The 14,770-nt window shown below is 40.4% G+C and carries 18 protein-coding genes; 3 read left to right on the forward strand and 15 right to left on the reverse strand.

Annotated elements, in window-relative coordinates; translation table 11 throughout:
* Positions 1–37 precede the first annotated feature (37 nt).
* The 10 genes from BO18_RS24845 to BO18_RS24890 all read right to left on the reverse strand — a co-directional run bounded on the left by BO18_RS24845 (position 38) and on the right by BO18_RS24890 (position 9,417).
* The gene (locus BO18_RS24845) at positions 38–3,343 is read right to left on the reverse strand and encodes a M56 family metallopeptidase (RefSeq protein ID WP_034450384.1); all 3,306 of its coding nucleotides are present in this window, start codon (positions 3,341–3,343) and stop codon (positions 38–40) included.
* Position 3,344: 1 nt separating this feature from the next.
* A complete protein-coding gene (locus BO18_RS24850; RefSeq protein ID WP_034450386.1) occupies positions 3,345–3,698 on the reverse strand; it encodes a BlaI/MecI/CopY family transcriptional regulator in 354 nt (117 codons plus the stop codon).
* Positions 3,699–3,953: 255 nt separating this feature from the next.
* Entirely contained in the window at positions 3,954–5,009 is a 1,056-nt protein-coding gene (locus BO18_RS24855; RefSeq protein WP_034450387.1) for a zinc ribbon domain-containing protein, read from the reverse strand.
* Positions 5,010–5,231: 222 nt separating this feature from the next.
* On the reverse strand, positions 5,232–5,756 hold the full coding sequence (locus tag BO18_RS24860; protein WP_330379632.1) for a DUF4256 domain-containing protein: 525 nt from the start codon (positions 5,754–5,756) through the stop codon (positions 5,232–5,234).
* A 95-nt stretch (positions 5,757–5,851) separates the two neighbouring features.
* Entirely contained in the window at positions 5,852–6,439 is a 588-nt protein-coding gene (locus BO18_RS24865; RefSeq protein ID WP_034450388.1) for an NAD(P)H-dependent oxidoreductase, read from the reverse strand.
* A gap of 18 nt (positions 6,440–6,457) precedes the next feature.
* Positions 6,458–6,967 (reverse strand): GNAT family N-acetyltransferase, encoded by a 510-nt coding sequence (locus tag BO18_RS24870; RefSeq protein ID WP_034451744.1) that lies wholly within the window; start codon positions 6,965–6,967, stop codon positions 6,458–6,460.
* 85 nt (positions 6,968–7,052) lie between these two features.
* Entirely contained in the window at positions 7,053–7,577 is a 525-nt protein-coding gene (locus tag BO18_RS24875; RefSeq protein WP_034450389.1) for a GNAT family N-acetyltransferase, read from the reverse strand.
* Positions 7,578–7,668: 91 nt separating this feature from the next.
* Positions 7,669–8,190, reverse strand: coding sequence for a deaminase (locus tag BO18_RS33500; protein WP_051689137.1), 522 nt, complete (start codon positions 8,188–8,190; stop codon positions 7,669–7,671).
* A gap of 207 nt (positions 8,191–8,397) precedes the next feature.
* Positions 8,398–8,889 carry a GNAT family N-acetyltransferase gene (locus BO18_RS24885; protein ID WP_034450390.1) on the reverse strand — a complete coding sequence of 164 codons (492 nt, stop codon included), beginning with the start codon at positions 8,887–8,889 and terminating at the stop codon, positions 8,398–8,400.
* Positions 8,890–8,904: 15 nt separating this feature from the next.
* Positions 8,905–9,417, reverse strand: a complete 513-nt coding sequence (locus BO18_RS24890; protein ID WP_051689138.1) for a dTDP-4-dehydrorhamnose 3,5-epimerase family protein — start codon at positions 9,415–9,417, stop codon at positions 8,905–8,907.
* A 216-nt stretch (positions 9,418–9,633) separates the two neighbouring features.
* Here BO18_RS24890 and BO18_RS24895 point away from each other — a divergent pair, with 216 nt between their 5' ends.
* Positions 9,634–10,200, forward strand: a complete 567-nt coding sequence (locus BO18_RS24895) for a hypothetical protein (RefSeq protein WP_034450391.1) — start codon at positions 9,634–9,636, stop codon at positions 10,198–10,200.
* A 106-nt stretch (positions 10,201–10,306) separates the two neighbouring features.
* On the opposite strand, the gene BO18_RS33505 is transcribed toward BO18_RS24895, so the two are convergent.
* From BO18_RS33505 to BO18_RS35095, 4 genes are all read right to left on the reverse strand, one after another.
* Positions 10,307–10,735, reverse strand: a complete 429-nt coding sequence (locus BO18_RS33505; protein ID WP_051689139.1) for a GNAT family N-acetyltransferase — start codon at positions 10,733–10,735, stop codon at positions 10,307–10,309.
* A gap of 63 nt (positions 10,736–10,798) precedes the next feature.
* On the reverse strand, positions 10,799–11,407 hold the full coding sequence (locus tag BO18_RS24905; protein WP_034450392.1) for a hypothetical protein: 609 nt from the start codon (positions 11,405–11,407) through the stop codon (positions 10,799–10,801).
* A gap of 38 nt (positions 11,408–11,445) precedes the next feature.
* Positions 11,446–11,856, reverse strand: coding sequence for a hypothetical protein (locus tag BO18_RS24910; protein ID WP_034450393.1), 411 nt, complete (start codon positions 11,854–11,856; stop codon positions 11,446–11,448).
* A gap of 69 nt (positions 11,857–11,925) precedes the next feature.
* Positions 11,926–12,087 (reverse strand): hypothetical protein, encoded by a 162-nt coding sequence (locus tag BO18_RS35095; protein ID WP_185752571.1) that lies wholly within the window; start codon positions 12,085–12,087, stop codon positions 11,926–11,928.
* A 322-nt stretch (positions 12,088–12,409) separates the two neighbouring features.
* Between BO18_RS35095 and BO18_RS24915 the strand changes: the two genes are divergently transcribed.
* Together BO18_RS24915 and BO18_RS24920 are read left to right on the forward strand one after the other, a co-directional pair.
* The gene (locus BO18_RS24915; protein WP_034450394.1) at positions 12,410–13,012 is read left to right on the forward strand and encodes a TetR/AcrR family transcriptional regulator; all 603 of its coding nucleotides are present in this window, start codon (positions 12,410–12,412) and stop codon (positions 13,010–13,012) included.
* Positions 13,009–14,238: a glycosyltransferase gene (locus BO18_RS24920; protein ID WP_034450395.1), complete on the forward strand. Its 1,230-nt coding sequence runs from the start codon at positions 13,009–13,011 to the stop codon at positions 14,236–14,238. The genes BO18_RS24915 and BO18_RS24920 overlap by 4 nt, the downstream gene beginning before the upstream one ends.
* A 41-nt stretch (positions 14,239–14,279) precedes the next feature.
* Here BO18_RS24920 and BO18_RS24925 read toward each other — a convergent pair whose 3' ends face one another.
* Positions 14,280–14,696 (reverse strand): iron chaperone, encoded by a 417-nt coding sequence (locus BO18_RS24925; protein ID WP_022780158.1) that lies wholly within the window; start codon positions 14,694–14,696, stop codon positions 14,280–14,282.
* Positions 14,697–14,770 lie beyond the last annotated feature (74 nt).

The following is a 14,770-nucleotide window of genomic DNA, read 5'->3' on the forward strand; positions in this document are numbered from 1 at the left end:
GATTTTTTCATCCTACTATAAAGTTCATGTTTCAAAACTATCCCCGTTCATCCAAAACCTTCTGTATCCTGTTTTGAGCTATCTTAATTACTGCATCCAAATCCTTCTGACCAAGAAAATATGCAGGCATTTCTTCAATCAAGATAATGCTTATAGAAGCATCTTCAGAACAAGATCTTGAACAACTGAGTATTATTCCTTCTACAAAATCAACATCCGCTATTGAAAACTGCCTTCCCAAACCGCCACTGCAGCCACCATTTCCGCCCGAAAAAGTACTGCCACCATTATTGTAATAATCAATAGCTGCGTCTCCTGCTTTTCTGAATGCCTCTCTGTTGATTACAAAACAATCATTCATCGCTATGTCTGTCTGAACGTCTTCTGATAGCAGGATCTTTACAAATTCACCACAAGCATCAACATTATCAGCCTGAGCAGAAATAGCAACCGAGCAAACAGGCTTAAATCTCGGGCCTCTTCCGTCAATCGAAGGAATACCGGCTAACGTAACACCATTACCCCAAGGAGCTATACTCATTCCAGAAGTGAAGTATCCTCCTATTCCATAACAGTATTCTGTATATGAAGCTCCCGGAACTCTTTCAGTATACTGAGCATTCCAAGATGTCCCTTCTTCTCTGACATTGTCTTTGACATAATCAGCCATTTGTGCAAATTCAGGTCCTGACAGATCAACCTTCCCATTAACGATGAACTTATCATTCATACTGCCAAAAAGCTTAGAAAAGTAAGTTGCCTGTCCTAAAAATATCGGATCGCTTCCATTAGCAACCTCATCTACGAACTTTTCATATTCTTCAAATGTAAAACCTTTTCCGGAACTCCCGACATTCTCTGTTTTAGTCAGTATTCCTTCCAGCGCAAAACTGATAGGAAGCTGATAAATTGCTCCGTCGGTTTTTGAACCTTCAATTATGTTTTCATAGTATTTATCAATATCGTTTCTAACATACGGCGTAAGATCGGCAAGATAGTTCGAATTATTTAGTTGTCCATAACCACTGACATTCATCAAAATGTCAGGGCCTTCGTTATTCATAATATCTACAGCAAGTTGATTACTGAACTCAGCACGACCGTTGATCCTTGCAAGTTCCCAAGTGTCATCGTTGTTTTCATCGCCTGAAGAGTAATCAAAATAATCCCCACGATTATAACGGTCAGTAACTTCTATGAAGTATTTACTATTGGTCTCATTGAACACAGAGATCGCCTTACCGGTATTTACATCAACCCATCCACCTTCCGGATCAAATAACTCAAGTACAGTTTTCCCTGCATTAGGATTTTTATCTGCTCTGTCAAGTTCAATTAAATGTATCTTATCTGCTTTCTTTCCGGAATATATATTTGATGAATCATACATCCCAAAGAGAACAAAATGATTTTCCGAGCACTCAATCAGTTTAAAACTAGCAAACCCCATGAGACCTCTATTGAGTCCACACCAATCATATCTAAATACTTCCTCTAATGTTTTAGTCTCTGCATTTATTCTTGAAATCCCATATTGAGTCGGATAATAAACCATCCCATCAGATCCCAGTTTGCACCAGGAGAATGCTGCCTCTTCCATCCATGCATATTCTTTGGGATCTGCTTTGATCAATTCGTTAGTGGAAAGATCCAACTCATAAAAAGCGTATTCATAATCATTTATCGTGGCCGGAAGCAACACTTTTGTGTCATTGAGTTCCAGCACAGCATATACATATACATCCTTATTCTCTACTTTAATTTCAGTAGTATGGGTTTTTCCGTCAGGAGTTTTGACATTGATGTCGGCATGTTCCCGCATGTTTTGCGGATGGTACATAATTAACTCAACATCATACTCTCCAATCTTATAAAAACTCGAAAAAAAGGCTTCGGTAGCTTCTCCTCTATCCCGCGTTTCCAAAAGCTTGCCGGTTAACGGATCATAATCCCGCTCTTTAGATTCGGTCTTTACGGTTATCTTTCCGTCTAAATAATAGACATCATCAATACGTGATTCAGTATTAATATCGGAAAAATCTTTTTTTACATCAATAATGTTTATGGTTTGGTTAGTTTTGCGTTCAACAACAGAAATCAGACAATATCCATACTTATCTTCTTGTTCTTCCCAGCTCAATCCTTCAAGTTCATCATTAGGAACCTCGTATTTTCCGCTCGACAAGACAACATAATAATTCTCGTCCGAACCAGCATAGTAAGAATTCGGCCAAATGGTATTCCTTCCAGCTTCAACACCGGTATCAACTTCAATAATATTGGTGTTAAACCACGGATCATCCGCCTTGATCTTTCTGGCATTTTCAGATGTATTAACAAAAGAACAGCTTGTAAATAACAGTATGGCAGCCATGCTTAATGCAAAGGCCTTACGGCTGTTATTTGCCGGTCTCTTTAAATTTATTATTCTCTTCTTCATCATCTTATATCCGCCTCTCATTCCGGTTGACAGGATAAAAACAGCTGTATTTGACTGTTGTTGTGGTAGTCCAACCAGTGTTCTTGCATAATCTTTAGAAGAATCGACTCCATATGCTTTCAACACTTCTTCATCGCATGCATATTCACAATCCCGGCCGGAAAGAATAAAAGCTATCCAGATTATTGGGTTATACCAATTAAGGAAGAGAACAAGATATCTGATAAGCACCCACAAATGATCACCGTGTTTATAGTGACAAGCTTCATGACAAATTACATATTCGTTATTTATTGAATCATTATCTATATAGATTTTGTTAAACAGAAGAAACGGTGTTCCTTTATGATTGATACTATAAATCCTGAGTCCGCTTGAAGAATCTCTGCCGATATATTTTCTTTTTCGTCTGCAATACAGAATAAAGCCGGAATTGTACACTATAAGAGCAACTACAAGAATAGCTGAAACACAATAACTACATTTTTTCAGTATGGTTTCTATCTTTTTCGATACATTTGTTTTTACATTTGATACCCTCGCATGATTAACCGGCATCTGCTCAGGTTCACGATCATTCTCCTGTTCTTTTTGAAGATCGACCGGTACAACTGTTTGAGTTTCATGAACTTCGTTGTCTATCTGCAGCCCATCCTCTATGACCATAGGGGATGCATCATCTGTAACTTCATATGATGCAGTTTCAGTTTTTGAGGTGAAAATATTGTTCCAAATCTCTGCTACAGGAACATCTATCTTTACAAAGGGCATCAGAATCATATAGAGCGGAATAGCAATCCAAAAAGCATACTGATACTTTCGGAGTATTTTTCCGTTCGACAAAACCCGCACAATAATTATGCCGATTGTTAATATCGTAATGCCAATGATATAGCGCAACATATTAATCCTCTTCGATTATCCTTCGAAGCTCCTCTAACTGCTCTTTTGTAAGTTTGTCTGAACACTTTAGATTGGAAATAAGCAGACCTATATTGCCTTCATATACTTTATCCAGAAAAGATGTTGTCTCTTCCAGTTCAGCTTCAGTTCTATCTATCGCAGCACTGAACCACTTGGTTCGTCCCTCTTGCACATAGGAAACAATCCCTTTTTCAACCATACGATTAAGCAATGTTATGATTGTCTGCTTTGACCAGCCGGTCTTAGCAAACAGAGCTCTGGTAAGCTCCATTAATGTCATAGGCTTTTTCCAAAGACAATTGACTATCTTCCATTCAGAATCAGTTAAACGCATTTGTAATCTTTCCTCCACATTGGTCTACTTTTGCTTACCAATATACAATATTGGTCGACTCGCGTCAACCAATGTAATAAAGCTCTTATGGAAAGAAAATATTACTATAGTTATTAGGTGTCTATTACATGTGCATCGATAATCTTCCGTTATGATTTTTCATTATAAAAGCCTCGGATTCTGCTCCGAGGCTTAGTGTATTATATTTAATTGACTTAACTCATCCATGTCTTACATAGGTTCTGCTTATCATCATTATTCTACTTTGCCTCCGCACTCTGAACAGAACTTTTGCCCATGTGTGACATCTGCACCGCAGAATTTACATTTCTTACTATCCGAAGCAGGCTCCTCTGTGCTTGCGGAAGGCGTGTCAGCCGGAGAAACTGAAGGAGCAACAGGAAAACCACCCATCATGCCGAACATTCCAAATCCTCCAAAACCTCCGGGCGGGGCTTTGCCTACAGTGTAATATTTCTTTGTATCCACCGCTTCAGTTTTGTCGTACTCGCTCTTTGATGCAATCTCGTTAAGCAGTTCCAGTGTCTTATCCGGATCAGTGAAGATTTCCTCGTCATTATTGAATCTGATAAAGCCTTCCCAGTCGCCGTGTTCAACATAAGCCTCTTTCGGATCAGCACAGAGCTGTCTCACCTTCTCCTTGATCTCCGGGATCAGTTCTGCCGGCACGTTGCTCATCACTTTATTGTCATCGACTCTCATCTGAATGTAAGCGCCGTTCTTGCTTATTGAAAAGTAACTGACCTTCTTATCCGGGAAAACGGTCTGAATTACGGAATTAGGCTTGTTGTCCGGCGTGCAGTAAATGCCGTGATAGATCCCGGTAAGATCAAAATCACCTTCGGGCAGTGTAGGGTTAGGATAGCAGTAGTTCATTAATGCACGTTTATCCATAGGTTCTCCTGACCCTGCCCTCAGTTCTTCCAACATCTGATACAGAACGTCAGCGTCCATATCGTAATAGAAATTCTGACTTGATAAATGCCCGCGCCCGCGCAAATCCACTTCGCGCGACCGCTCGATAACTGCAGCCATATCCTTACCGTTAAGTGACCGAACAAAAGGAAAGGAACCCTGATGTTCACCCGTGCATTTATTCAAGACATCTTCGATAAACTTTTCTCCGGCCTCTTTTGACACGCGATAGTTCGCACCATTCAGAGTAAGAAGATAGTAAAGACCATCCTTTATGGCTGTGAACTTGTAATCGTTGTTGTATGGCACTCCGCCGTAGAGGGAATTCTGAGTGTAATATGTTTTCAGGTCTCTGTAAGCGATATAAATATACATGTTCTCAGTACTTCAGGTTCCTTTCTCTGTTTCTTTTACAGTAGTCTCGGACGTTTTTTCACAGATCAGTTTAACATTCTTGTCCACAAACAATCCGAAAATCCAAATCAGAAAGAATATATAACTTTTGAGATAACGCTCTATCGTTCATCCCGGCGAATTTGTATTTAGCGCTTTTCCAGTCCAAGAAATCGCAGTATTTTTTATCATTGAGCCCGGTACTCAGACAAGAATATACCCTCTGAATCCGCGCACAGAATAGTAGGAATCCGCGCTGTTGTGAAAAGTGAACACGGTATCATAGCGGCGTTCGCAGAACAGCGCGCCGCCCTTACTGCGGATATCATCTGGTGTAGCGATCCAACTTGACGTTTTCAGATCAAATGAGTCGAGACTTTGCAGTCGACGATAGAGTTCCTCCGTCATCATCGAAACGCCAATCTCTTTCGCTTTCCGTTCGGCGCTGCCTGACGGTGGGTTTTTAGTGCGCCCATGCAATGCCTTTTCGTCATAGCACAGGCTTCTGCGCCCGACGGGCGATTCCTTTGCGCAGTCGCAGAAAATGAGTTTTCCCGTCTTTACGTCATAACCCATGGTGTCCGGCTCACCGCCGCTTTCCTCCATATTTTGCAAAACCGCGATGGCAGCGGGAGCCTCACGCAGCCTATGCTCCACCTCGGACCATTCCAGACCCGGATGAAGATTCCTGTGTTCTAAAAACCTCGTTTTCAGTATTTCCAACATCATGCTCACCTCTATAAATCCAGATTTGTCTTAGTCTATTATCCTGATTATATAACTTACTATCGCTTCATCCCGACAAACTGAAAGTTTTGAGCGTCTCAAAATTTTAAACCCATTTCATATGCCTTGGAAAGATATCGAGGAATATTCTCACTTCGTGCGTCTTCATTCCAATGCGTCATATTATCAAAAATAACCATTTCTTTCTCTTTTGCTCTATTGCGAATTCTATCTCCCAACATTACTGTTTCCATAGCACTCTTTTCCCCTGTTTCAATGAGAGATTTCATCAATTTTCCTGCACAAACTATAAATAATGCTTTTTCAAGAACCTTCATCGTTGGATCCGGCTTATAAGCAAATCCTGTTGTCCAAACTCGGTCAAACCATCCCACAAGCTTTGCGGGTGCTTCTGTCCAAAATACAGGATATATAAACACAATCGCATCACTGTTCTGTATTTTCTCCTGTTCAATCAAGACATCTTTTGATTTTATTCCATCAGCTCTGTAATAGGTTTCTCGTAAATATTCTTCTTCACTTATATCCGTTTTAAAATTCATATCATATAAATCAGATATAAAAATCTCATGACCTGCATCTCTTAAACCTCGTTCAAAAGATTTATATACATCATTCGTAAAACTATCTTTTGAAGGATGGCAATATACAATAAATACTTTCATACATATGCCTCTACCAAATTACAATTTCTTCTGCATCCACAAAAGGTCATACCAACGGTCGAATTTCTTACCGATGCCTTTCAACTGAGCTACCTTCTCATATCCCATGTGTTTATGGAATTCATAACTGTCGTGAGAAAGATATTCATCCTCAGTCTCGCAAAAGGCACTTCCGGCAAGCATATTCACGATACCCAGATCTTTTAACCGCTTCTCCAGCTCGCCATACATCAAGGCGCCGATTCCCTGTCTTCTGTAGTCTTTATCCACATATATTGAATTTGCCACCGTCCAGGAATATGCATCTCTGGCGCTATAAGTTCCAGCATACACATATCCGACTATATAGTCATCCTTAACAGCAACAAGATATGGATATTTCTTCATTACATTTCTCATTCTTTCAGTAAACTCCTCAACTGAAGGCACCTCATATTCGAATGAAACGGCTGTGTTTAACACATAGTATGAGTAGATTTCAACAAGTCTTACTGCATCTTCTGTTGTTGCTTCACGTATCTTTATCATTGTATTCATAATCCTAAAAACTGATCATTTAGTGCTCTAATCCTACGTTCTATAAAGGTGGTTCATAAATCAGTTTTCTAAAAACTCATTCAAATACACGCCTATATTTCTTTGCAAGGAAATGAGCACTCCCATCGAATTTCTCGTACTCAGTATCTTCAACGAAGGTCATCCCCAGTTTTTCCATAACACGCTGACTTTTATAGTTTTCTACAGCAAACAGGCCTTCTATTGCTCGAATCTTTCTTGTTTTCCTGATTTCATCCATGATTGCAGTTAATGCTTCCATCACGTAGCCGTTTCCCCAAGCATCTTTCCTTAGATTGTATCCTATTCTCCATACGTCGATATCAGGATGGTATACCAATCCGCCACCACCGATCAGTTCTCCGGTTTCTTTCAAAACAAATCCCAGGTCATAGTCGTTGGGATCATCAGCTTTCAGCTGCCTGTCCTTTAACCATTCGATTCCATCTGCTTCCGAATTATACTGTGGATATATCATATATTTTGCAACATCCGGATCACCTGCCCAAGCAAATACCGCATGTTCATCACCAGGTCTAAGATTTCTAATAATCAATCTTTCTGTTTCTATTATCACTCTCATTTTTCCTTCTCATTCCATTTGGTATTGTTCATATTCAATCAATCTTACTTTGTCGTTTGTTCTGTTTATTATCTTATCCAATCCCTTAGGTTCAATCATTCTTAGTGCTATTGCGCTTTACTTCATCCATTTCTGCTATCAGCTCTTCCAACGGGTGGTATTCGCCACCCCACCATTCAAAAACATGCATTCCTTCGTCTTCAAGAACAGATTCGGTTATAGTCATGTCGATACCTAATTGCTTCAACAATCCTTCCCGGTCCAACTCCTTGTGATCGAAAGGCAGCAACCTGCAAAACTCCTTATATGACACACCGCAAACAACCCGGTGAACACCAAGCGAAGCAATAGCACCCAGACATCTCTCACATGGAGCACAACTGGTGTATAAAACAGATTCTGCCAACATATCGTCAGAGTATTTGTTTGCACATTTATGTACCAGATTGAATTCGGCATGTCCGAATATCTTCTGTTCAAAATCAGCGGTATTCTCCGCTTCCTCTAATATCTCTCCATTGTGTACCAGAACTGCACCAAAGGTATCGTAGCCTTTTTTTCCTGCGCTAATAGCCAGTTCATAACACTTTCTGATGTATTCTTCGTTGCTCATTCTATCCTCATATACTGATTATTTTGACTTCAAAGGTTTTGTTTTCTGTTTTCGCGGGCTATCACTTATTGTTTTCGAAAAAGGGATACTCTTTTTCTGCTTTAGCATTTGATCGAAAACTACGTGTTCTCTTTTCTTTTTCCCCATAATCAAAATTGCTTCCTTCAAACACTATACTATGCTTAAAATTCACGTAATAACAAACGCTTAGTTTCGATCATTTTCTATTCCTCTGGTTTTCATCATCAGATAGCAATTGATCCCCTGTTTATAAAAGTCAGGAAGTTCTCCAACACATTTATATCCCAGGTTTTCATATAATTTCCTTGCTCTTGGATTAAAGTCATCTACAGTTAAAAAGTATTTAGCTCGAGGCTGATCAGAAGCATTATCCTCGAAAAATCTCATAAGCTGTTTCCCGATGCCATGACTTCTGTATTCTTCTTTAACTGCAATAATATGCAGATACGGGTAACTTCCAAAGACACCTTTTGTCATGTAGTAGATAAACCCCAGACATTTTCCATGTTCATCCAACGCAACATATACGTTGTTTTGTGCCACTGCATATGAGAGCATGTCAGTTGCCTTTTTGTGATTGCTGAAATATGCTTTCCCAAGCACAGAATCCTGCAAGATCTCCACGCAGCTATCAATGTATGTCATATCTGCAAGTCTTATAGCAATATTTTTACTCATAGATCCTCCGGTTCACTAAAAGACAAAAGGAGCATTCTGATCATAATCCGAAATTTCAGAAACAGGCATCGGAAGCTTGAGCCCAATCTGCGGATCACTATAGTTAATATGTTCAGAATGAGCATCGGCTCCGCTTCTGTCTACTGCGTATAACTGTATCGTATCTTTTTGCAATGAAATAAATGCATGACCAAATCCTGCCGGGATCTGCACTGCAAGGGCATTTTCTTCTGATAGTTCAATCGATTCCCACTGAAGGTAGGTCGGTGATCCTTTTCTCAGATCTATAACATAATCCATCCCTTTGCCTTTTATGACTGTAACCAGTTTCGTCATCGGGCTGCTTTCTTCTTTATAGTGTATTCCAAAGAAAGTGCCTTCCTTGGGCATGCTGTAAATCCTGGCTTCTTTAATGCTGAAATCATAGATGTTTTCGTCGAAAACATATGACATAAATCCACGGCTATCAACGCGTGAACGAAGCTGATATATTCTTACCTTCCCAAATATCTCTTTAATTATCCCCATAGTTACGTATCTCTTCTGATGATATTAATGTACTCCACATAAACAAATGCAGGGTCATAGCAATTATTATTGATGATCGTCTTTTCACAAGATATTGCAATCTTGGTATAATGGAAGCGCTAGTCGATAATATTTTAATATTTTTATATTGGGATTAAAATAGGGATTCGATCTATGGGTTAGTTTTAAGTTAGAACGGATTTTGGGGATAGGATTATGGAACAGAACACGGATATCAAACGGGTAAAAATTCGACATTATCAAGAAGTGAGATTATCAGAATCTGAATTCAAAAACGCGCGTGAATTGGACAGCAGCGAACTAAAGAGTATCCGTGATGAGTATTTTAAGAGGACTTTCGTCTACCCTTTAATTGGTATTATTTTTTCGGTAGTGGTTGCAGTGCTTTGGTTTGCCGGTTTCATCGAGAAGTTGTATGTGTTTTCTGATGTTATTACGACTGTGATAATGCTTCTGGCAGCGTCTATTATAGGAATGAGTGCCTTTTGGACTGTTCGCTGCATAAATTCTTTGACCTTTGTTTCAAAGATCAATCAGCAGGATTTTTACTGGCACGTAGGATATATTACGCGCAGGAAGAGTTTGTGGGTTATTAGATTCTTCCGTAAGGATTTTTACTACTTAATTGACGATAAATACTGTAGCAAAACCGTTTTTGATCCATTTTACAGAAAAGGAACTGAAGTGTATTTTCTGTATTTCCCCGGATTCATGAAGAGCTCATATATGGGAGGAATCGTGGTTAGGAAAAAACACGATTGAGATACGTTATCAGAAAAATGAATTGATCTCTTTATATGCATTCATTAATCTATATCTCCTCTTGATCCAATTTGTCTTAGTAAATTAGTTTCCTGAATATTCGTGGTTAATCAAGCTGTTTACACATTACGATCGTTTTGCCGTCGTTCTTTAATTCGGAAAATCCGAGTTTTTTATATAAACTTCCGGCTCTTGTATTATCGTGATCCACATTCAGTATTAAATAAGAAAACCCAATATTTTTACTTGTTTGACAAGCATACCTTATCATTTCGCTTCCTATCCCTTGATTACGGTATTTTTCATTCACGGCCAGATATGATAAGTACATCGTTCTATTATCCATCGGACGCAAAGACATGCCTGCAATATATCTTTTATTCAAAATATAGGCATACATTATCCGGATATTGTTCTCAACCTCGAACTCTATTCTTTTTCTTTTCTCTATGTTTTTCTCGAAATCCCAAAATGAAAAACAATTCTGAATCTCGCTGCAATCTATCCGCTTTATACTATTACCTTCAATATTCATTTTGGCATTTCCCTGTAAATATAACTGATGATATACCTGACAAAGGGCAAGCCTCTGCCGAGTTCATTCTTGCGCGTTATTAAACAAAGCCATCAGTTCGCTTTTGGCAGCTGATACCGCGTAGCCCTGCTCCTGGAGTGACGTGTGAATGTAACTGTCACCGTTTTTGAAGGAGATATATACGCTGCCGCCCATAACGCCCGTAGGGTTTTTGAAGTTAGGATCATCCAGTCCGTTTCTCCTGATGATCTCCATTGCGGGTTCGATGACGTCTGCTGAGATCAGGCGGCGTTGTCCGTTATTGTCGAAAAGAAGCTGTGTGTCTGAATACTCATATACGATCGAAGATATGGTAACGGGCGGATTAGCTGAACTGAAAGTAGACATACTGAACAGGATAACCGCGTTGTTCGGAATTTCGGGACCGGCATCCGGCTCCTGCTCCGGAACTGCAGGAGCAGCGGGCGCAGTATTATCACTGATCTTTCTGCCGCAGTCAGGACAGAAATTGAGAGCAGGTCCCGTATAACCGCAATCGCATGTGAAAGTATTTTCTTCTTTTCGTTGCGCTCCGCAGCCAGGGCAGAACTTGCTCGTAAAAATCTCTCCGCATCCGCATTTGAATGGCGGAAGAGAACTTGCATTGGATATCGAATCATTCTGATCCTGCATGATCGTCCCCCTTGTATCAAATCATTTTTCAATGCTGATCAAAGCAGATTCTTATCAACGTAAGTAGCCACGTCGACCCAGCTGCTGAAAACAGGCTCACTGCCTTCGTCGGTTTCTGCATCTTCGAAATCATATGCTCTGTATTCTCTGATGCACGCATTATCTTTGATATGAATGAACTCAGCATTACCATTGTCTTCTTCGTAATGCCCGAAAATCAACTCTTTCCCACCGGCTAACCTTATCCAGCTTTCCACACCCCATCCGAAGAAGTTTGTTTCAGAAGTATCCTCGAAAGAAGCACATCCATCGTGTGACTTTACATATATATCTCCGCAATGATAACCTAACACCTCATCGTATTCCCATTGAACATCTCCCAATGACTGCTGAGCATACCATTCTTTTGCATCATCTGCTATCCCATACACGTTAAATACACTTGCCATGTTACTGCTCCTTTCCGGTACGTAATGCTGATAATTTCATAGTCTATTGAAATAACGCCATTTGTCATATCAAACCAGGGGCATCTCCTCAGCAGTAGCCGGTTCTAAGATTGTAGTATTGGTCATAAATCCCGGAATAACGCGTGCAGCCTTAAGGTACACTATTCTGTTATTAGGAGTGATATCGAATTCCAGAGCGGTGCCTTTATATTTGCTCATTGCATAATCCATAAACTTCATCATGACATTATAGTGGCCATATGGCACAGGAAGCCATACGGTAGATTTGAATTACACCGTCTTTTGGAAAAACAACCATAGTATGGCATTTCCAACAGGGGCCATCGCCCTTAACATACTGGACTGTACCACATTTCGGGCATTTTAATACAAGCTTTGACATAATAGATCTCACCTATCCTCATTGCATTTTACTGATTATTTTCCCGACTAAGGGATCACTCCCTCAGACAAGGTAATTATATCATTCCGGTTGACACTCTAACAGTTGTTAGGTATTATTGCTCTAACAATCGTTAGAGAGGTTTTGGTTATGACCACAAAAGAGAAAATAATGGATGTAGCGCTTCATATGTTCTCTGAAAGAGGCTATGAAGCAGTCTCTATAAGGGATATTTGCGGCGAGGTCGGTATTAAGGAAAGCACACTTTATTATCACTTCAAAAATAAGATGGATATCCTTGATTCGCTTATCGCTAAGTTCAAAGATCACATAAACGGTCTTTTGAGCCATATAGATGAGATGCCGCAGATGCCTTCCGGAAAGACAAAGAAAAAGAATGCCGGAAGCACAGATATCATAGATTCATACATGATGGACAGTTATCTTTTTGATCCGTTCTGCAATCTCATGATAAGGCTGATGATGATCGAACAGTTCCATAATGAAGAAATGCGTGCGCTTTACGAGAAGACTATGTTTACCGACCCTTATGATATCTATCTCAGAGTATTCAGAATGCTTGCTACCCAGGGTACTTTTCCCGAATCCCAGGTTGATGCTATCGTCCGCCGGTATCACGCATATATGACTATGCTGACATATAGATATCTTCTTAACGGCGAACTTACCGAAGAGAGAAAGAAAGTGTACAAAAAAGAAGTTCATGCGCTGATGAACGGCGGAGTTATATGAAGAAGATAGCTATGTTTACCATGGGCACCAGGGGTGATGTCCAGCCGTATATTATCTTATCCCGCGCACTTATGAATTCCGGTTTTGATGTAATTCTGGGGTCGCACCCATGCTGGCGTTCCCTGATAGAATCCTATGGTGTGCATTTTGAGCCGGTCGGACCGGATATTGATATCGAAGCAGAAGCAGCTGCGATAAGAGGCAAGTCATCCAATGCGGCACTCAGCATGATAAGGTGCATGAACTTCATAATGAAGATTATCCGGGATTCTTCGAAAGAAGTATATGAACTCTGTAAAGGCAAAGATCTGATCATTGTGACACACAGTAAAATGGGTGCAGTCGAAGCAGGCGTATTAGGGATCCCGACGGTGGACGTCTCTCTTCAGACAGAGATGATCCCTGAGAAGAACAAGCCTGTAAGCTTTAAGGACAGGATCATCGGGAAAATGATCGGCAGACAGATCGACAAACCATTCAACAAGATCCGCAGACAATACGGTTTAGGGCCTATGAAAAACGGCGACGAATTAAGGTCTGATAAACTGAATCTGATCCCCATAAGCAAATATGTTGTAGAGCGGAGCCCTTACTGGGAGGATATAAATATACTGACCGGTTACTGGTACGATGAAGAGCCGGAATATATTCCGGACGGCAAGCTTGCAGAATTCATCAAAGAAGGTGAGAAGCCTGTGATCCTCGCACTAGGTGCGATGTCATTTGAGGACAAAGCGGATAAGGCTAAGCTCGATATGTTTGTTAACGCATTCCAAAAGACCGGCTGCCGTGCTGTGATCCAGGGCTTCCAGAAAACACTTCAGGATTATGATCTTCCTGATACCATGATCGCATGCGGGAGTGTGCCGCACAGCTGGCTCTTCAGGCAGGGAAGCTTTGTTATTCACCACTGTGGTTTTGGTACTACGGCAGCATCAATGATCTACGGGATTCCGTCAATTCCTGTTCCGCATGTCTTAGATCAGCTGGGTTTTGCAATGCAACTCGAAAAGTGCGGCGTGTCAACAACTCATATAGATGCAAAAGACCTGTCTGAAGAAAAAATCGTCAAAGCTATAGAAGAGATGAAAAAAGACTACCATATCAAGAAACACAATGCAGAAATGATCTCAGAGAAGATCCGCACTGAAGGCGGTGTTGATGAGGCGGTAAGACAGATAATCCGAATAACCGGGGAAACAGATCTTAGAAAACAGTTCAGATGATTCAAGATTTAATCAAATTCCTAATTGACGGCTAGCCTTTTTCATTTGCGGTATTCTTCATAGCACCATCTTGCAATGTTGGCAATAAGGTCTTTAGGAAGAGGTGAAATATACGGAATCCGTATAGTACCTTTACTCACGTCATACCCTGCAAGTTGATCAGCAAAGACAACAGGGGCTTCATCGCCGGGATAGAGTCCGATATGTTTTTTTGATGCGGCAAAATGTATAATGTTCGCGCCCTTCCAGTATGTTGGCATACTCCACGATATCTTTTCCTGTGCTTCAGGAATAGCACTGCGAAGTATTTGCCGAATTTCATTCAAATAAGGCTTTACACTTTCATCCTGCGCATCAATATACTCATCTATCGTTTCGACTTTTCCACAATAGTGCCCCTGGCCTGTCCTGCTAAAACTACGGCCGCACTTTGGACACTTCCACTTATTATCTTTCATAATCGGATAACCCTCCCATAAATTCCGATTTGTCATACTCATTTATATTCATGATTATCTTAACTGTGCGTTTG

It is taken from the genome of Butyrivibrio sp. AE2032, assembly GCF_000702965.1.